An 18,707-nucleotide genomic window follows, 5' to 3' on the forward strand; every position below is an offset into this window, starting at 1 on the left:
TCTCCTTAGGAGCGGAATAGTCGGGAATATTGCGTTTCGTGGCGGGCAGAGGCGATGGCGGCCAGTGGCGTTGCGGAGCCGAGACCAATGTCTGGGCAAGCCAGCGCCTGTGCCAGACCCTGCGCATAGCGATCGCAAAGCGAGATAATCAAGCGCTGCGCCGCCTGCTGACCAAAGGGGACCAGTTTGACGCCGGCCATCACCGCGCTTTCAATCCAGCTGTAGCCGAAGCTTAACGCCAGCTCTGTCAGCGGGATTTTCCAGCGTACGCCCAGCCAGGCCATGCCGCAGAGCTGGCTTTCACTAAAGAGCGCGCGCCATTGCGGGGAACAATCGGGCTCCCAGTCGGTGATCAGGCGCGTAAAAGCGGCGCCCCGGCTGCGTTCTTCATCCCGCAATTCACGGGTTTCCCGGCAGGCCAATAACCAGGCCGTCCAGCGATGTGCCGCCGTAAGATCGTCCTGCTCGCAGGCACGATAAAGTCTCGCCAGTAGCGGCAGGTCGACGGTAAAAAAGTTCTGTTCCATCTGCTGGATTTGCCAGCCAGAGAAGTCATCGACGCTTGTCACCCAGCCGATCTCGACCGCCCACTCCAGGCCCTGGGACCAGGTAAACGCTCCGACCGGTAAACTGCTGCTGGCAAGCTGCATCAGGCGCAGCTGTTGGGTGTTATGCATCAGTGCGCATGACCGTGATGATGGCCGTGTGACTCGCTGGCATAAGCGCCTGCCTCTGGTTCAAACGGCAACTGGGCGAACGTGACCTCGAGGTTGAACTGGCGCAGCATATCGTCCAGCACATGATCGTGGTGGTAGCGCAATTCAGCGGGCAGGATTTGCAGAGGAACGTGGCGGTTGCCGAGGTGATAACAGGCTTTAGCGAGCAGGAAAGGATCGGCGCAGCGCACAACAGAAACCGACTCCGGCGCGGCGATGACTTCGATGACTTCGCTGCCTTCGTCGTTGGTCAGCAGATCGCCGCCGCGCAACAGTAAGCCTCGCGGCAGCATCAGCCCGGCTTCGCGGCCATCGTTCAACGCGACTCTGGCGCGACTTTTTACCCGAATATCAATGGGCAGCGTGACGCTTGCAGTGACAGGATGGGCGTGGTTAAGGCGTTGGGTCAGGTAGATCATCATCACTCCTTAAAACAGGAAATAGCGTTGCGCCATCGGCAACACGTCTGCCGGTTCGCTGGTGATAAGTTCACCATCAATACGCACCTCGTAGGTTTGGGCATCGACGGTGATATTGGGCTGTAGGCTGTTGTGGATCATGTCGGCTTTTTTCACCGTCCGGCACCCCTTAACGACAGCGATGGCGCTTTGCAGATTGAGCTGTAGCGGGAGGTTTAGCGCATCAGCAGCCTGAGAGATAAATGTCAGACGACTGTGATGTCGCGCTGCGCCGAGCGCGCCAAACATCATGCGGTAATACACCGGCTGCGGAGTCGGGATCGAGGCGTTGATATCGCCCATTGGTGCGCAGGCAATCATCCCGCCCTTAACGATTGTTGCCGGTTTTACACCAAAGAATGCCGGTGACCACAGCACCAGGTCAGCCAGTTTGCCAGGCTCAATGGAACCGACTTCGTGGGCGATACCGTGGGTCAGCGCCGGGTTGATGGTGTATTTGGCGATATAGCGTTTAACGCGTTGGTTATCGTTATCGCCGGTTTCTTCCGCCAGCGGACCGCGCTGGACCTTCATGCGGTGCGCCACTTGCCAGGTACGCAGGATCACTTCGCCCACACGCCCCATGGCTTGAGAATCAGATGAGGTCAGGGAAAATGCGCCAATATCGTGCAGCACATCTTCGGCGGCGATCGTTTCCCGACGAATACGCGATTCGGCAAAAGCCACGTCCTCGGCGATATCCGGGTCGAGGTGGTGGCAGACCATTAACATATCGAGGTGCTCGTCGATGGTGTTGACGGTGTAAGGCAGCGTTGGGTTGGTAGAAGAGGGCAGGATATTCGCGTGTGCGCAGGCGGTGATGATGTCCGGCGCATGGCCGCCACCCGCCCCTTCGGTGTGAAAGGTATGAATCGTGCGATCGCCAATTGCCGCCAGCGTGTCTTCGACGAAGCCAGACTCATTCAACGTGTCGCTGTGCAGCGCGACCTGAATGTCCATTTCATCGGCGACGGTCAGTGCGCAGTCGATAGCCGCCGGGGTGGCACCCCAGTCTTCGTGGATCTTCAGGCCAATTGCCCCCGCGCTGATTTGCTCGCGCAGGGCGTCAGGATTTGAGCCGTTGCCTTTGCCCAGCAAACCGATGTTAACCGGCAGCGCATCAGCCGCCTGGAGCATACGGGCGATATACCATGGACCTGGCGTACAGGTGGTGGCATGGGTTCCTGCTGCCGGTCCCGTGCCGCCGCCGATCATTGTCGTCACGCCGGATACCAGTGCTTCTTGCGCCTGCTGCGGGCAGATCCAGTGAATATGGGTGTCCACACCGCCGGCGGTGACGATCTTACCTTCTCCGGCGATCGCTTCCGTGCCAACGCCGACAGGGATCGTGACGTCAGGTTGAATATCCGGGTTACCGGCTTTGCCAATGGCGAAGATCCTGCCGTTCTTGATGCCAATATCCGCTTTAACGATCCCCCAGTGATCGACGATCAGCGCGTTGGTTATCACCAGATCCACACACGCTTGCGCGCGCATTTGACCCTGACCCATACCGTCGCGGATCACTTTTCCGCCGCCGAATTTGACCTCTTCGCCGTAGGTGGTGAAGTCTTTTTCTACTTCGATCCACAGTTCCGTATCTGCCAGCCGTACTTTATCGCCGGTGGTCGGGCCAAACATATCAACGTAAGCCTGCCGGGACAGTTCACTCATTGTCTGCCTCCAGTGCACCCATGACTTCACCGCGAAAACCCACGATCCGCTGTGCACCGGCCACACGCACCAGTTCGACTTCCCGCTTTTGTCCGGGTTCGAAACGTACTGCGGTACCCGCAGCAATATTCAGGCGAAAACCGCGTGCGGACTGACGGTCAAAATGTAGCGCCGGATTGGCTTCGTAAAAGTGATAGTGCGATCCCACCTGGATGGGGCGGTCGCCATGATTTTCCACCACGATCGTGCGGGTTGTCCGGCCCGAATTGATCGCGATAGTTCCCGTTGAGATCTGATATTCACCAGGGATCATTGCTGCTCCTTAAACGATCGGGGTATGGACGGTGACCAGCTTAGAACCGTCCGGAAACGTGGCTTCTACCTGAATATCCGGGATCATCTCCGGAACGCCTTCCATCACTTGATCGCGGGTGAGAACGTGGCGGCCGTCTTCCATCAGTGAGGCAACAGTTTTGCCATCGCGCGCACCTTCCATAATAAAAGCGCTAATCAGCGCCACTGATTCCGGGTAGTTCAGCTTTAGCCCGCGGGCCAGGCGACGCTCTGCCACCAACGCAGCGGTAAACAGCAACAGCTTGTCTTTTTCTCGGGGGGTCAGTTCCATAAGGGTTCTCTTAGGTTTGCCAGATTCGCGGGAGTACGGGAGATTTCTGCGTAAGCAGTGGGCGTACAAATTGCCAGATATCGCGCATCACGCGCTGAACGACCAGGTTGTCATCTGCCAGAAAACGTAGCGTAAGCAATGCGTCGTTAAGCGTGGCTCCGGCGTAATTTCCCAGTGGAGTGAGCCGTTCACGTACTCCTTCCAGCATATTTTCGTTCGCCGGGTAGCACAGCAGTGTGCCAACCCAGGGATGCCGGGCAATGCTGCTCAAGTCTCCACCCTGCAACTTCAGGCGTTCTATCAGGAGCGGTTGTCCGTCCCGCCATACTTCCAGACGGTTCTGCAGCGTGCCGTGACTGAACGTTTCCTGCAGTACCGGTCGTCCGAGACACAAGAGATCCCAGGCAAACAGATGACTTTCATGTGTCAGGTGAAAGACTGACTGGAGAGTGGCATTGGCGCCGGGAAAGAGGATCGTGTCCTGCGGTAGCCACTCCAGCGTGGCGTGTGGGGCGAGGGTAAAATGCTGGCGTAGCTGCGCCTGCGGCCCAGGGCTACGATAGAACTTGCTCGCACCGGGCATGGTTATTAAGGCATGGCTGTGTTCGTTGAGTGAAACGGAAATATGCAACTCGTCACCGCCGACAATGCCGCCGGGAGGATGCAGTAAATAGAGATGACAGACGTCGTTTTCCGGGTAAAACGGGCGCTGGACCGTTAACGGGCCGTGATGACGCGACGAGGCAAGCACCGTTTTGTGTGTGGTGCGGGTAAACTGCAGATCCAGTTCGGCCTGCCAGCCCCGTGTATGTGTCTCGTGCGCAACGGTATCCAGAGCGTTTCCCTTATCGGCATGAGGGTATTTGCATACAAAAAAGTATGCCTCAGCGCAGTGGGAAAAGGGTCATATGAGAAGCTTATGGAAAAAGGGGCGACAATACGCCGCCCCAATGGGGTTTACAGTAAAACGAGGGGCATCCAGACCAGGCCGGTTATTACCAGCAGCACGAGGAAGATCAGGCCGAAAATGGCACCTAATCGCCAGTAATCTACCGTCGGTAAATAGCCGCTACCGTAGTAGATAGGGCTTGGGCCGGTTGCATAGGGGGTCAGAATGCTGCCCAAACCAATCGCCGCACCCACCATCAGGCAGAAGACGGGTAGTGGGATAGCGGGCATCGCCAGCGCGGCGGCAATCATCATCGGCGCCAGTGCCGAGGTATAGGCCGTGGCGCTGGCAAAGAAGTAGCGCAGCAGATAAAACACCACGATCAGTGCCACCATCACCATCATCGGCGAATAGCCGCTCAGCCCGTTTGCCAGCAGCTTGCCAAACCAGGTAATAAAACCGGTGTTATTGAGCCCGGTGGCGAGCGTTATCAGCGAGGCCAGCCAGAAAAAGACGTTCCACGCGGCTTTATTACTGACGATGTCATCCCAACTGATGATGCGCAGCACCAGCATCAGTGCTACCACGCTGTAACCGACCATCGCGGCATCGATATAGTCACCGCCGAAGATCCACAGCACCAGCGCGCCAACCATCAGCACCAGCATCTTTTTCTCACGTGCGCACAGCGGCCCCATTGCTTTTAGCTCGGTGTCTGCCCAGCGCGGTACCTGGTCGCCGGATTTTAGCACCGGCGGGTACAACACGTACGCCAGCCAGGGCACGATCAACACCAGCAAAATGCTCAGCGGCAGCATCCCTAAGAACCAGTCGCCCCAGCTTAGCGCCGTGTGAGATGCGCCTTTCATCAGACCGATTAGCAGCAGGTTTGGTGCCATCGCCGTTAAGAAAATAGCGCTGGTAACGCAATCAGCGACAATCCCCATCCACATAATGTAAGAGCCGATAGAGCGGGCGCTGGGATCATTGGGCTGTGAGTTATACAGCGGCGGCAGGTTGCGGATAATCGGGTAGATTATTCCGGCCCCGCGCGCGGAGTTGGAAGGTGTGACAGGAGCAAGGATCAGTTCAGAGAACATCACCGCGTAGCCGAGAAACAACGTACGGTGCCCCATCTTTTTCACCAGCATCAGCGCAATACGTCGACCAAGTCCGGTTTTCTCATAGCCGGTGCCAAACATAAAAGCAGCGAAAATCAGCCAGATAACCGAGTTAGAAAAACCCGATACCGCCCATGACAGCGATTTGGCGGTAAATTTAAAACCGTCCTGCGCGAGTTGCTCCGGGCTGAACAGGATCCACGGCGACAGTACCGCGATAATCGAAATACCTATCATCGCGACTACTGCACCCGGTACAGGTTCCAGAATGAGCCCGACAATCACACCGGTAAAGACGGCAAAATAGAGCCAGGTGTGGCTCTCAAGACCGGTGGGAACGGGCAGAACAGCAATAATGGCGATAACCACCAGCGGAGCCAGGTATCGCCACCAACCAGCTAAAGGTGCCATTGTTGTATCCCTGCGAAAGGGGGAGGAGCGCAGCGCCCCTCCGGAAGGGTTATTTGATGTAGTGCACGTGCTCGCAGATTTCTTCCACGATCGGGTCGCGGCGTTCAGCGAACAACTTTTTGTTTTCAGCGATCAGGTTATTGCCGTGGGTGTCGATGGAAACAATCAGCGGGCCGAACTCTTTTACCCGGCATACCCACAGGGATTCCGGCATGCCTAACTCCGTCCAGTGCACTTCTTCGATCTCTTCAACCTGGGTTGCCGCGACGACTGCGCAGCCAGCCGGGAAGATCACGTGCAGCGCTTTGAACTGCTTGCAGCCTTCTTCCGTCAACGGCCCCATACCGCCCTTACCGACCACCAGTTTCACACCTGTTTGCTCAATGAACTCTTTCTCAAAGGCTTCCATACGCATGCTGGTGGTTGGGCCAACGGAAACCATCTCCCATTTTTCACCGTTCTTACGTACGATTGGACCTGCGTGGAAAATGGCTTTGCCGCTCAGGTCATACGGTATCGGGCGCTTAAGTTCGATCAGGCGGCGGTGGCACACGTCGCGACAAGTCACCAGCGTACCGGTCAGGTAAATCACATCGCCAACGCGGATGTCTTCCAGATCTTCGGCTTTGATCGGGGTTGTCAGGATCTTTTTCATAACGCGCTCCGGGTGTGAGACAGATTTTCGAAGGAGAGGTCAGCATGAACCAGCAGCGTGCCGCGACGGTGCGCCCAGCAGCCAGTGGAGACGGCAACGCCGATAGTGGAGGGATGGCGCGCGGCAGATTCGATATGTACGCCCATGACGGAGCTATTCCCGGTCAACCCTTGTGGGCCAATGCCCAGGCGGTTAAGTCCCTCTTCCAGGCGCAGTTCCAGTTCTGCCGCTTTCGGGTTCGGGTGACGTGACCCGATAGGACGCAGTACCGCTTTTCGTGACAGCACGGCAGCGGTTTCGACGGAGGTCGCAATACCGACACCGACCAGCACCGGCGGGCAGGCGTTGACCGCCAGCGTGGAGATATTTTCGAAGACAAATTTCACTACGCCTTCGTAGCCTTCAGAAGGCATTAACACTTTGGAGCGTCCCGGTAGCGTGCAGCCGCCGCCCGCCATGTAGACTTCGATTTCTGCATCGTCGCCGTCAGGGATGATATCCCAGGTAACCCATGGAACACCGGTACCGGTATTTTTACCGGTATTCACTTCGTCAAAAATTTCTACTGCATTGTGACGCAGCGGCGCTTTGACGGTCGCGTCTTCAACGGCTTGTTTCAAAATGCTTTGCAGTTCGCCCAGTAGCGGAAAGCGGGAGCCGACTTTTACAAAGAACATGATTTCGCCGGTGTCCTGGCAGGCCGGGCGATTCAGGTCGATAGCCTTCTGCATGTTGTCAAACATGGTGTGGTAAATGATTTTACCCATCGGCGAGGTTTCTCCTTCACGCAGCTGTTTTAATTTATCCACGACGTCGTCAGGCATGCGGGTAGAAATCATGGCGGTAAAGTCCGCGACAATGTTCGTCAGCGTAGTTATCGCATTTTGGTTATTTTGCTTGCTCATCTTGTTAACTCCAGTTCTTTTATTTATCTGGAAATAAATTCTCCGGAACAAACTACCACTAAAAATGTGGTTTTATATTATTTGCCACTGTGAATATCCAATTAACAGTTCGTGAATGATGTCCTGCTAAGGCAATAAAAATTGCGCAAGGGCAGGGTTTAATTCGCATCGGAGAATTACACTGCGGTTAACAACATTACGGATATACCGATCATGCTGAACACGTATCCCCTGGCGAAAGACCTGCAGGTGCTGGTTGAGATTGTTCATAGTGGCAGCTTTAGCGCAGCCGCCGCGACGCTTGGACAAACGCCTGCGTTTGTGACAAAACGCATTCAGATCCTCGAATCTACGCTGAGCGCGACACTGCTTAGCCGCTCTGCGCGCGGCGTGGCACTCACGGAAAGCGGGCAACGCTGTTATGAACATGCGCTGGAGATCCTTGCCCGTTATCAGCATCTGGTGGATGACGTTACACAAATCAAAACGCGTCCGGCAGGGATGATTCGTATCGGCTGTAGTTTTGGATTTGGGCGTAGTTATATTGCCCCGGCAATTACCGAATTGATGCACAGCTATCCTGAATTACAGGTGCATTTTGAGCTTTACGATCGGCAAATTGATTTAGCTCAGGATAATATCGATCTGGATATTCGGATTAATGATGATATTCCTGATTATTATATTGCGCATTTGTTAACGAAAAATAAAAGAATATTGTGTGCCGCACCGATATATTTACAAAAATATGACCAGCCGATGGCGTTACAGGAATTAAGTCATCACGATTGCCTGGTAACGAAAGAGCGTGATATGACCCACGGAGTATGGGAGCTCGACAACGGTCAGGAGAAAAAAACGGTTAAGGTGGCCGGGCACCTTTCGTCCAACAGCGGTGAGATTGTGCTGCAATGGGCGCTGCAAGGAAAAGGGATTATGTTACGCTCCGAATGGGATGTGCAGCCGTTTCTGGCCAGTGGTGAGCTGGTTCGCGTACTGCCAGGCTACGCGCAGAGCGCCAACATTTGGGCGGTTTATAAGGAGCCGCTGTATCGCAGCGTGAAGTTGCGTGTGTGCGTGGAGTTTCTGGCCGCATGGTGTCAACACAGATTGGGTAAGCCAGTTGAGGGGTATCAGATCCCACAAGCCGGATAAGATGCGTTAGCGTCGCCATCCGGCAAGAAAATCACTCAGGGTCTTTTTCGCGCCTTTTCTTTAGCTTGGTCCAGATTTTTGTCTCCTGACGACGCCACAGACGCTGAATGTTGTCATGGTGACGTAGCAGAATTAAGCACGACAGCATGGACACCGGAAAGGTGAACTGAGGGTTGAACCACCAGACGTAGAACGGCGCAATCAGTGCGCTGACGATAGCGCCTAATGATGAATAGCCGCTCAGCAGGACGGTGAGCAGCCAGGTACCGGCCATTACGCCAGTAAGATCCCAACCAATCGGCGCAATCGCGCCAAAGGCGGTGGCGACGCCTTTTCCACCTTTAAAACCGAAAAATATCGGCCAAATATGCCCCAGGCAGGCCGCGATAGCGATCAATCCCAGCCAGAAGGGGCTGACGCCTAGCGCGTATGCCCCCCAGACGGGTAACATACCTTTCAGGACGTCGAAAATCAGCACGGCGACGGCGGCTCCTTTGCCTCCAATTCGCAGCACGTTTGTCGCGCCCGGATTCCCAGAGCCGCTTGTACGCGGGTCCGGCAATCCAGCGAGGCGGCATACCAGAATGGCACTGGAAATTGAGCCGCAGAGGTACGCGAAGATGATCATTCCAGGCGCGATTGCACTCATAAGCTGTTCCGTTTTGAAAATGTCGTGTAAAACGCTACTTCTGTGGATAATACGCATATTTCGCCGGAAGTGGTATCCGGGTTAGCCAAAAAGCAGGCAGGTCGTGATGGATATTGTATTTATAGAGCAACTTTCAGTAATCACCACTATCGGTGTTTATGACTGGGAACAAACTATCGAACAAAAACTGGTGTTCGATATCGAAATGGCATGGGATAACCGTAAATCTGCCAAAAGTGATGATGTCGCTGATTGCCTGAGCTATGCTGATATTGCTCAAACAGTTGTTAATCATGTGGAAGGTGGGCGTTTTGCGCTGGTAGAACGTGTGGCGGAAGAGGTGGCGGATCTCCTGCTCAGCCGCTTTAATTCTCCATGGGTGCGCATCAAGCTGAGCAAACCTGGTGCGGTGGCCCGTGCGGCAAACGTCGGGGTTATCATCGAACGTAGCAATAATCTGAAAGAAAATAATTAACTTAATAATATCTAAACCAAACAGGTATAAAAGAGTCCTGACGTCGGCTCTTTTTTGCCGTGCTTTTTCTCTTTCGTTAGGGGTTTATTGATGAGTGATATGCACTCGCTGCTGGTAGCGGCAATTTTGGGTGTGGTCGAAGGGCTGACGGAGTTCCTGCCCGTTTCCAGTACCGGCCATATGATAATTGTTGGCCACCTGTTAGGTTTTGAGGGCGATACCGCAAAAACGTTTGAAGTCGTGATCCAACTGGGTTCCATTCTGGCGGTAGTGGTAATGTTCTGGCGACGTCTGTTTGGTTTAATTGGCATTCACTTTGGCAAGACCCCGCATGAAGGTACTGGCAAAGGGCGACTGACCCTCGGGCATATCTTGTTGGGGATGGTTCCTGCTGTGGTTCTGGGGCTGGTCTTCCACGACACCATCAAGTCACTGTTTAACCCAATCAACGTGATGTACGCGCTGGTGGTGGGGGGCGTGCTGCTGATTGTCGCAGAGTGTCTCAAACCAAAAGAACCGCGCGCGCCGGGTCTGGATGATATGACTTACCGCCAGGCGTTTATGATTGGCTGTTTCCAGTGTCTGGCGCTATGGCCCGGTTTTTCCCGCTCTGGAGCGACTATCTCTGGCGGTATGCTGATGGGGGTGAGCCGTTATGCGGCATCTGAATTTTCATTCCTGCTGGCGGTACCGATGATGATGGGCGCGACGGCGCTGGATCTCTACAAAAGCTGGTCGTTCCTGACTGCGTCAGATATTCCGATGTTTGCTGTCGGCTTCGTGACGGCATTTGTTGTGGCGCTGGTGGCGATCAAAACCTTCCTGCAACTGATTAAACGGATCTCGTTTATTCCGTTTGCGATTTATCGTTTTGTGGTCGCCGCCGCCGTTTACGTGGTGTTCTTCTGATGACTTTCCGTGGTGCCGGATGGCGGCGTTCCGCCTTATCCGGCCTACGGGTTATATCCGTTTCGAAGCTGTAGGCCGGATAAGCGCAGCGCATCCGGCAATGCATTTCCTACGCTTTTGGGCAGCGCTGTTCCTTCCAGCTAGCCACCGCCGCAATGCGACGTCGGGTTAGCTCCTCGCGAATTTCCGGCCCTTTGAATCCCGCCTCAACGACGTCTTTCGTTGGCACCGCCTGTGCAACCTGCCAGGCTTCGCGCAGCAATCTGCCCTGCGGATAATCTGCTGCTTCAAAACCGGTTCGGCCACGCACGTCGGCCTCGCTGGTCAGGGCGATTTGTTCCACACGTTGCGGTTTACGCCAGGCGTCAATGGAATCAAACAGCTTCACGATGGTTTTGGGCTGCAGGATCGGGAAGGTATGAATCAGATCGTGAAATTCGGCTACCAGTTTGGCTAAATCGCGGATGTCATTGGGCACGCGCATGCGTTGGCACAGTTGTTCTACCAACTTAACGCCTGCCGGGCCGTGACCATGGTGGCGCGGCCAGAGTGCTTTGGGTGTCAATGCTTTACCGAGATCGTGACACAGCGTGGCGAAACGTACGTCGACCTCCGGGCTTAACATGGCCGCCATCGACAGCGTCATCAGCGTGTGAATGCCGGTGTCGATTTCCGGATGCCATTGTGCGGGGGCCGGAACGCCAAACAGGGCATCTACTTCCGGGAACAGCACGCGCAGGGCATCGCAATCGCGCAGGACCTGGAAAAATACCTGCGGATTACGGGTGGTTAAGGCGCTTTCTGTCTCTTTCCACACGCGTTCTGGCGTCAGGTGTTCCAGCTCGCCAGTAGCGGCCATGTTGCGCATCAGCGTCATGGTTTCATCAGCAACACGAAAGCCGAGGTGTGCATAGCGGGCAGCGAAACGCGCCACGCGCAGAACGCGCAGCGGATCTTCACTAAAAGCAGGGGATACATGGCGCAACAAACGATTTTCCAGATCGCCACGGCCGTTATACGGATCGATAATCTCTCCGTCGTCGTCACGGGCCAACGCGTTGATCGTCAGATCGCGGCGCTGAAGATCGGCTTCCAGCGAAACGTCCGGCGCGGCATAACAGGTGAATCCGGTGTAGCCTGAGCCCGATTTTCGTTCGGTGCGCGCCAGCGCATACTCTTCCCGGGTGCGTGGGTGGAGAAACACAGGGAAATCGCGACCTACCTGCTGATAGCCCGCGTCAAGCATCTCCTGCGGCGTGGCGCCGACAACGACCCAATCTTTATCTTTAATCGGTAGCCCTAATAACGCATCCCGAACAGCACCACCGACCAGATAAATCTTCACACCACATTCCTTTTGAAAAACAGTATTCCTTAATCATATGTCAGTGTGGCGGAGAAGGCGATTCAGTTCATCCAGCGATCTTTGCGCTTCCGGCTTGGGATCATGTGTGGCAGAACCAGACCGAGAAGCAGGCCGAGTCCGAGCACGCCGCCGCCATACATAAACCACTGCATGATGATGGTGCGCTGTTTGTCATCAAGCTGCAGGTTAGCGGCGCTGACTTTCTTTTGCGCCACGATAAGCTCATTCTTCAGCTTCTGGTTTTCTTCCTTCAACCCGTCGATCACGCTGTCGCTTTGCGCTACTTTTTGCTGCATATCGGCGGTGCGCTGGTTCCACGTGGTATCGATATTATTGAGCTTATCGGTCAGTGTCTTAACCTGGTTTTCCAGATCGGGTACACGGGTACGCAGGCTTGGCGTACTGTTCAGCTCTTTAAGTGGGATCCACGCGGTACGTCCAGTGCTGTCTTTCACCTGGGCGTAGTTGGTGTTGGCGTCAGTCTGTAAAAGCGTAACTTCCTCGCCGGCGTTAACCGTGCCCACGAGGCGATAATTATCGCCTGGACCGCTGCGGACCCAGGTGTTCAGTTCATCAGAGACATAGCGCTTCTCTTCGGCATGAGAGACTGCAGTGGCGCTAAGTGCGAGTAAAGTTAATCCAATCAGGCGTAATTTTGGCATCAGGCTGTCGTTATTGTCATAGAAAGTGGAACGATAGTAGTGGCATCAGTGTCTCTACGCAAAGCATTCGACATCAATCGGAATCATCTGTGTCCTTTTTGCCACCACCCGAAACTTTTACGCCCGTCAAATTGCACGTTGCATGGCAATTTGGCGCAAAATACTATCTACTGACAATAAAGAATGCACTTAGTTCGCAGTCTGTTTTCTCAACTGTGACATAACCCATAAGTACAAGACCATGGCCCAGGAAATCGAATTAAAGTTTATCGTCAATAGTGATGCTGTAGATGCGCTACGTGAACGTCTGAATACGTTGGGGGGAGAGCATCACGCCCCCAGTCAGTTGCTGAATATTTACTACGAAACCTCGGATGGCTGGTTGCGAGGCCATGATATGGGGCTGCGTATTCGTGGTGAGAATGGTCGTTATGAAATGACCATGAAAATTGCCGGACGGGTAACGGGCGGTCTGCATCAACGACCAGAATATAATGTCGCCTTGAGCGCGCCGGAACTGGATCTCACCCTGTTTCCTGCTGAGGTTTGGCCCAATGGTGAACTGCCGGCCGATCTTGCCTCTCAGGTGCAACCGTTGTTCAGCACCGACTTTTACCGCGAGAAATGGTTGGTTGATGCCGACGGCAGCCGGATTGAAATCGCTCTCGATCTGGGGGAAGTGAAGGCCGGCGAGTTTGCAGAACCCCTCTGCGAGCTTGAACTTGAGTTGTTGAGCGGCGATACCCGTGCGGTACTGCAGCTGGCAAGTCAGCTGGTGTCACAAACCGGTTTACGCCAGGGCAGTCTGAGTAAAGCGGCGCGCGGTTATCATCTGGCGCAGGGGAACGCGCCGCGTGAACTCAAACCGACGCGCATTTTGACCGTTCCGGCGAAGGCGAGCATTGAACAGGGGCTGGAAGCGGCGCTGGAGCTGGCATTATCACAGTGGCAGTATCATGAAGAGCTGTGGGTGCGCGGCGTCAAAGGCGCGAAAGCCGAGGTGCTGGCGGCAATGGGCCTGGTGCGTCACATTCTGATGCTGTTTGGCGGTCATGTTCCGCGAAAAGCGAGCGCTCACTTACGTGATTTGCTGACCCAGTCGGAAGCGATTATTGCATCGGACGTTTCTGCTATTTCGGCGGTTTACAGCACGCAAACGGCAATGGCTAAGCTGGCGCTGACAGAATGGCTGGTGACCAAAGGATGGCAGCCGTTCCTTGATGCAAAAGCGCAGGGAAAAATTGCCGACTCCTTTAAGCGTTTTTCTGACACCCATCTTTCACGTCATGCTGCTGAACTGAAAACCGCTTTTGCGCAACCGCTGGGCGATCAGTACGCCGATCAACTCCCTCGTCTGACGCGCAATATTGATAGCATGCTGATGCTGGCGGGTTACTACGATGAGAATGTTGCATCGGAATGGATTGCTAACTGGCAGGGGCTGCGTCATGCCATCGAAACCCGCCAACATATTGAAATCGAACACTTCCGCAACGAAGCGATCTCTCAGGAACCGTTCTGGCTACACAGCGGTAAACGATAACCAGGACCGAGGCCGGGATGCCTGATGGCGCTGCGCTTATCAGGCCTACGCGATGGATGTCAGTGTCATGTAGGCCGGATAAAGCGAAACGCCGCCATTCGGCACCATTCAAAGGATAACCCGTAAATGAAGCAGCTCTCTTCACCGTTACAGCAGTACTGGCCGACCGTTGTTGAGCGGCTGCCAGCAGCAATATCTGAGTCTTCACTGAGTGTGCAGGCGAAGTCAGTGCTTACATTCAGTGATTTTGTTCGCGACAGTGTGATTGCCCATCCTGAGTGGCTGGTGGAGCTGGAAAGCGCCGCGCCACAGGCTGATGAATGGCAACACTATGTCACCTGGTTACAGCAAGCGTTGTACGACGTCAGTGATGAAGCGACGTTGATGCGTGAACTGCGCCTGTTCCGCCGTCGCATCATGGTGCGCATTGCCTGGGCGCAGACGCTGTCGCTGGTGGCTGAAGAGAGTATTTTGCAACAGCTAAGTCACCTGGCGGAGACGCTGATCATTGCCGCACGTGATTGGCTGTATGACGCCTGTTGCCGTGAGTGGGGAACGCCCTGTAATCAGGAAGGCACCCCGCAACCGCTGCTGATTTTAGGGATGGGAAAACTCGGTGGCGGCGAGCTGAATTTTTCTTCCGATATCGATCTGATTTTCGCCTGGCCGGAACATGGCTCTACACAGGGTGGACGGCGTGAACTGGATAACGCGCAGTTCTTTACCCGTATGGGCCAGCGGCTCATCAAAGTGTTGGATCAGCCAACAATGGATGGGTTTGTTTATCGGGTAGACATGCGCTTACGTCCGTTTGGCGACAGCGGTCCGTTGGTGCTGAGCTTCTCCGCGCTGGAGGATTATTACCAGGAGCAAGGGCGCGACTGGGAACGCTATGCGATGGTCAAAGCACGTATTATGGGCGATACCGACGGTACTTATGTCAGCGAGCTTCGCGCCATGCTACGACCGTTTGTCTTCCGTCGCTACATCGATTTCAGTGTGATCCAGTCCCTGCGTAACATGAAAGGAATGATTGCCCGTGAAGTTCGCCGTCGTGGTCTGAAGGACAACATCAAGCTCGGCGCGGGCGGTATTCGTGAAATCGAATTTATCGTTCAGGTATTCCAGCTGATCCGCGGCGGGCGTGAGCCTTCTCTGCAATCCCGTTCGCTTTTACCCACACTGAGCGCCATCAATGCGCTGCACCTGCTGTCTGATACCGATGCGGAACAACTGCGAGCAGCCTATCTCTATTTACGCCGCCTCGAAAACCTGCTGCAAAGCATCAATGATGAACAGACCCAAACGCTTCCTGGCGATGAACTGAATCGCGCGCGGCTGGCGTGGGGGATGAACGTCGATGACTGGCAGCAGTTAACCGATGTTCTGGCAAATCATATGAACAACGTGCGCCGGGTATTTAACGAGCTGATTGGCGATGACGAAGCTGAAACCCAGGAAGAGTCGCTCTCAGAACAGTGGCGCGAGCTGTGGCAGGATGCGTTGCAGGAAGATGATACGACGCCAGTGCTGATGCATCTGGCGGATGACGATCGCCGCCGTGTGCTGACGCTGATCGCCGATTTCCGTAAAGAGCTGGATAAGCGCACGATAGGCCCGCGGGGGCGTCAGGTGCTGGATCATTTGATGCCGCATCTGCTGAGCGACGTCTGTTCCCGCGATGATGCTTCCGTACCGTTGTCGCGTATTACTCCGCTGCTGGTGGGCATTGTCACCCGCACGACTTATCTGGAACTGCTGAGCGAATTCCCAGGGGCGCTTAAACACCTGATTTCGCTGTGCGCTGCCTCACCCATGGTGGCCAGCCAACTGGCACGCTATCCGCTGTTGCTCGATGAACTGCTGGACCCCAACACGCTGTATCAACCCACGGCGACTGACGCCTATCGCGATGAGCTACGTCAGTATTTACTGCGCGTACCGGAAGATGACGAAGAGCAGCAGCTGGAAGCCCTGCGTCAGTTTAAGCAAACGCAGTTGCTGCGTATTGCAGCGGCTGATATCGCCGGGACGCTGCCGGTCATGAAGGTAAGCGATCACCTGACCTGGCTGGCGGAAGCCATTATTGATGCCGTAGTTCAGCAGGCGTGGACGCAAATGGTCGCCCGCTACGGGCAGCCAACGCATCTTGGCGATCGCGAAGGTCGCGGTTTTGCCGTTGTTGGCTACGGCAAACTGGGTGGTTGGGAGCTGGGCTATAGCTCCGATCTCGACTTGATCTTCCTGCATGACTGTCCGATGGACGTGATGACGGACGGCGAACGTGAGATTGACGGGCGGCAGTTCTATCTGCGCCTGTCGCAGCGCATTATGCATCTTTTCAGTACCCGCACCTCATCTGGCATTTTGTATGAAGTGGATGCACGACTGCGTCCGTCCGGTGCGGCGGGAATGCTGGTGACCTCAACAGATGCTTTTGCTGACTACCAGCGTAACGAAGCCTGGACGTGGGAGCATCAGGCGCTGGTGCGGGCTCGTGTGGTGTACGGCGACCCGCAACTGACCTCTCAGTTTGATGTGGTGCGGCGCGATATCATGACCCTCGCCCGTGATGGAAAAACATTGCAGACAGACGTGCGTGAAATGCGTGAGAAAATGCGTGCCCATCTGGGCAATAAGCATCGCGATCGTTTTGATATCAAAGCAGATGAAGGCGGTATCACCGATATTGAGTTTATTACGCAATATCTGGTGCTGCGCTATGCCCACGAAAAACCCAAGCTGACGCGTTGGTCGGATAACGTGCGCATTCTGGAATTACTGGCGCAAAACGACATTATGGACGAGCAGGAAGCGCTGGCGCTTACCCGCGCTTACACAACGCTGCGCGATGAACTTCACCATCTTGCCCTGCAGGAACTTCCGGGCCATGTCGCGCCGGAGAGCTTCAGTGCTGAACGTACGCTGGTGCGTGACAGCTGGCAGAAGTGGCTGGTTGCCGAGTGAAGTGTGTTATTATCGCGCGCAAATTTTAAGACCCTCAGAGAATCTCTCAGGAGACAGGAATGAAAGTAACGCTGCCAGAGTTTGAACGTGCAGGAGTCATGGTTGTCGGTGATGTGATGCTGGATCGCTACTGGTACGGCCCTACCAGCCGTATCTCCCCGGAAGCGCCGGTCCCGGTGGTAAAAGTGGATACCATTGAAGAACGTCCTGGTGGCGCAGCAAACGTGGCGATGAACATTGCCTCTCTGGGAGCGAATTCGCGTCTGGTGGGCCTGACCGGCATTGACGACGCGGCGCGTGCGCTGAGTAAAACGCTGGCGGACGTAAACGTAAAATGTGACTTCGTTTCCGTGCCGACGCATCCGACGATCACCAAGCTGCGCGTGCTTTCCCGCAACCAGCAGTTGATTCGCCTGGACTTCGAGGAAGGCTTTGAAGGTGTTGATCCGCAGCCACTGCATGAGCGTATCAATCAGGCGCTGGGATCTATCGGCGCGCTGGTGCTGTCGGACTACGCCAAAGGTGCGCTGGCAAGCGTTCAGCAAATGATTGCACTGGCACGTAAAGCAGGAGTTCCGGTACTTATCGATCCGAAAGGGACCGATTTTGAACGCTACCGCGGCGCAACGCTGCTGACGCCGAACCTGTCTGAGTTTGAAGCGGTCGCGGGTAAGTGCAAGAGCGAAGATGAACTGGTTGAACGCGGCATGAAGGTGATTGCGGATTTCGGCCTTTCTGCACTGTTAATCACGCGCTCCGAACAGGGCATGACGCTGTTGCAACCGGGCAAGGCGCCATTGCACATGCCGACGCAGGCGCAGGAAGTGTATGACGTGACCGGTGCGGGCGATACGGTTATCGGCGTGCTGGCGGCGACGCTGGCGGCAGGTAATTCGCTGGAAGAGGCGTGCTATTTTGCTAACGCGGCAGCAGGTGTTGTTGTCGGTAAGCTGGGGACCTCTACGGTTTCACCGATCGAGCTGGAGAATGCCGTGCGCGGTCGCGCTGATACCGGTTTTGGCGTGATGAGTGAAGATGAGCTGAAGCAGGCTGTCGCCAGCGCCCGCAAGCGCGGTGAAAAAGTGGTAATGACCAACGGTGTCTTTGACATCCTGCATGCGGGGCATGTCTCCTATCTGGCAAATGCGCGCAAGCTGGGGGACCGTCTGATCGTCGCGGTTAACAGCGATGCGTCCACCAAACGTCTGAAAGGCGAAACGCGCCCGGTCAACCCGCTTGAACAGCGTATGATCGTGCTGGGTGCGCTGGAGTCCGTCGACTGGGTCGTCTCTTTTGAGGAGGATACGCCGCAGCGTCTGATTGCCGGTGTTCTGCCGGATCTGCTGGTCAAAGGCGGCGATTACAAGCCGGACGAGATTGCCGGCAGCAAAGAGGTGTGGGCCAACGGCGGAGAAGTGTTGGTACTCAACTTCGAAGATGGTTGTTCGACGACCAATATCATCAAAAAGATCCAGAAAGACAGCGATAAGTGAACGCTGACCTGATTGCCGGATGGCGCGTCGCCAT

General features: G+C 55.2%; 18 protein-coding genes. 6 read left to right on the top strand and 12 right to left on the bottom strand.

What is annotated here, in order from left to right:
* Positions 1-5: 5 nt before the first annotated feature.
* The 9 genes from FDX19_RS09710 to ttdA form a co-directional block, all read right to left on the bottom strand.
* Positions 6-677, bottom strand: coding sequence for an urease accessory protein UreF (locus tag FDX19_RS09710; RefSeq protein ID WP_137382535.1), 672 nt, complete (start codon positions 675-677; stop codon positions 6-8).
* Positions 677-1,135 carry an urease accessory protein UreE gene (ureE, locus tag FDX19_RS09715; RefSeq protein ID WP_137382802.1) on the bottom strand — a complete coding sequence of 153 codons (459 nt, stop codon included), beginning with the start codon at positions 1,133-1,135 and terminating at the stop codon, positions 677-679. The genes FDX19_RS09710 and ureE overlap by 1 nt, the downstream gene beginning before the upstream one ends.
* 9 nt (positions 1,136-1,144) lie before the next feature.
* Positions 1,145-2,848: an urease subunit alpha gene (gene ureC / locus FDX19_RS09720; RefSeq protein ID WP_137382536.1), complete on the bottom strand. Its 1,704-nt coding sequence runs from the start codon at positions 2,846-2,848 to the stop codon at positions 1,145-1,147.
* Positions 2,841-3,161 (bottom strand): urease subunit beta, encoded by a 321-nt coding sequence (locus tag FDX19_RS09725; protein ID WP_137382537.1) that lies wholly within the window; start codon positions 3,159-3,161, stop codon positions 2,841-2,843. The genes ureC and FDX19_RS09725 overlap by 8 nt, the downstream gene beginning before the upstream one ends.
* A gap of 9 nt (positions 3,162-3,170) precedes the next feature.
* A complete protein-coding gene (locus FDX19_RS09730; RefSeq protein ID WP_137382538.1) occupies positions 3,171-3,473 on the bottom strand; it encodes an urease subunit gamma in 303 nt (100 codons plus the stop codon).
* A 10-nt stretch (positions 3,474-3,483) separates the two neighbouring features.
* Positions 3,484-4,308 (bottom strand): urease accessory protein UreD, encoded by an 825-nt coding sequence (locus tag FDX19_RS09735; RefSeq protein ID WP_212734709.1) that lies wholly within the window; start codon positions 4,306-4,308, stop codon positions 3,484-3,486.
* Between the two features lie 122 nt (positions 4,309-4,430).
* On the bottom strand, positions 4,431-5,894 hold the full coding sequence (locus tag FDX19_RS09740; protein ID WP_137382540.1) for an anion permease: 1,464 nt from the start codon (positions 5,892-5,894) through the stop codon (positions 4,431-4,433).
* Positions 5,895-5,943: 49 nt separating this feature from the next.
* Positions 5,944-6,549, bottom strand: a complete 606-nt coding sequence (ttdB, locus tag FDX19_RS09745) for a L(+)-tartrate dehydratase subunit beta (RefSeq protein ID WP_137382541.1) — start codon at positions 6,547-6,549, stop codon at positions 5,944-5,946.
* Complete coding sequence (ttdA, locus tag FDX19_RS09750; RefSeq protein ID WP_005120899.1) at positions 6,546-7,454, bottom strand: L(+)-tartrate dehydratase subunit alpha; 909 nt, start codon at positions 7,452-7,454, stop codon at positions 6,546-6,548. Before ttdA ends, ttdB begins: the two co-directional genes overlap by 4 nt.
* 213 nt (positions 7,455-7,667) lie before the next feature.
* Between ttdA and FDX19_RS09755 the strand changes: the two genes are divergently transcribed.
* Positions 7,668-8,609 (top strand): LysR family transcriptional regulator, encoded by a 942-nt coding sequence (locus FDX19_RS09755; RefSeq protein WP_137382542.1) that lies wholly within the window; start codon positions 7,668-7,670, stop codon positions 8,607-8,609.
* 31 nt (positions 8,610-8,640) lie between these two features.
* Here the strand turns inward: FDX19_RS09755 and plsY are convergent, their stop codons facing one another.
* A complete protein-coding gene (plsY, locus tag FDX19_RS09760) occupies positions 8,641-9,258 on the bottom strand; it encodes a glycerol-3-phosphate 1-O-acyltransferase PlsY (RefSeq protein WP_137382543.1) in 618 nt (205 codons plus the stop codon).
* Positions 9,259-9,364: 106 nt separating this feature from the next.
* Between plsY and folB the strand changes: the two genes are divergently transcribed.
* Both folB and bacA read left to right on the top strand, forming a co-directional pair.
* Positions 9,365-9,733 carry a bifunctional dihydroneopterin aldolase/7,8-dihydroneopterin epimerase gene (folB, locus tag FDX19_RS09765; RefSeq protein WP_137382544.1) on the top strand — a complete coding sequence of 123 codons (369 nt, stop codon included), beginning with the start codon at positions 9,365-9,367 and terminating at the stop codon, positions 9,731-9,733.
* A 90-nt stretch (positions 9,734-9,823) separates the two neighbouring features.
* A complete protein-coding gene (bacA, locus tag FDX19_RS09770; protein WP_137382545.1) occupies positions 9,824-10,642 on the top strand; it encodes an undecaprenyl-diphosphate phosphatase in 819 nt (272 codons plus the stop codon).
* A gap of 109 nt (positions 10,643-10,751) precedes the next feature.
* On the opposite strand, the gene FDX19_RS09775 is transcribed toward bacA, so the two are convergent.
* Together FDX19_RS09775 and FDX19_RS09780 are read right to left on the bottom strand one after the other, a co-directional pair.
* Positions 10,752-11,987: a multifunctional CCA addition/repair protein gene (locus FDX19_RS09775; protein ID WP_137382546.1), complete on the bottom strand. Its 1,236-nt coding sequence runs from the start codon at positions 11,985-11,987 to the stop codon at positions 10,752-10,754.
* 62 nt (positions 11,988-12,049) lie between these two features.
* Positions 12,050-12,670: a TIGR04211 family SH3 domain-containing protein gene (locus FDX19_RS09780; RefSeq protein WP_137382547.1), complete on the bottom strand. Its 621-nt coding sequence runs from the start codon at positions 12,668-12,670 to the stop codon at positions 12,050-12,052.
* Between the two features lie 241 nt (positions 12,671-12,911).
* On the opposite strand from FDX19_RS09780, the gene FDX19_RS09785 reads away from it, so the two are divergent.
* The 3 genes from FDX19_RS09785 to hldE all read left to right on the top strand — a co-directional run bounded on the left by FDX19_RS09785 (position 12,912) and on the right by hldE (position 18,673).
* Positions 12,912-14,213, top strand: coding sequence for an inorganic triphosphatase (locus FDX19_RS09785; protein WP_137382548.1), 1,302 nt, complete (start codon positions 12,912-12,914; stop codon positions 14,211-14,213).
* Between the two features lie 126 nt (positions 14,214-14,339).
* Positions 14,340-17,180, top strand: a complete 2,841-nt coding sequence (glnE, locus tag FDX19_RS09790) for a bifunctional [glutamate--ammonia ligase]-adenylyl-L-tyrosine phosphorylase/[glutamate--ammonia-ligase] adenylyltransferase (protein ID WP_137382549.1) — start codon at positions 14,340-14,342, stop codon at positions 17,178-17,180.
* 59 nt (positions 17,181-17,239) lie between these two features.
* Complete coding sequence (hldE, locus tag FDX19_RS09795; protein ID WP_137382550.1) at positions 17,240-18,673, top strand: bifunctional D-glycero-beta-D-manno-heptose-7-phosphate kinase/D-glycero-beta-D-manno-heptose 1-phosphate adenylyltransferase HldE; 1,434 nt, start codon at positions 17,240-17,242, stop codon at positions 18,671-18,673.
* Positions 18,674-18,707 lie beyond the last annotated feature (34 nt).

It is taken from the genome of Citrobacter sp. wls619 (assembly GCF_005281345.1).
In the GTDB taxonomy this organism is placed as follows: Bacteria; Pseudomonadota; Gammaproteobacteria; order Enterobacterales; family Enterobacteriaceae; genus Citrobacter.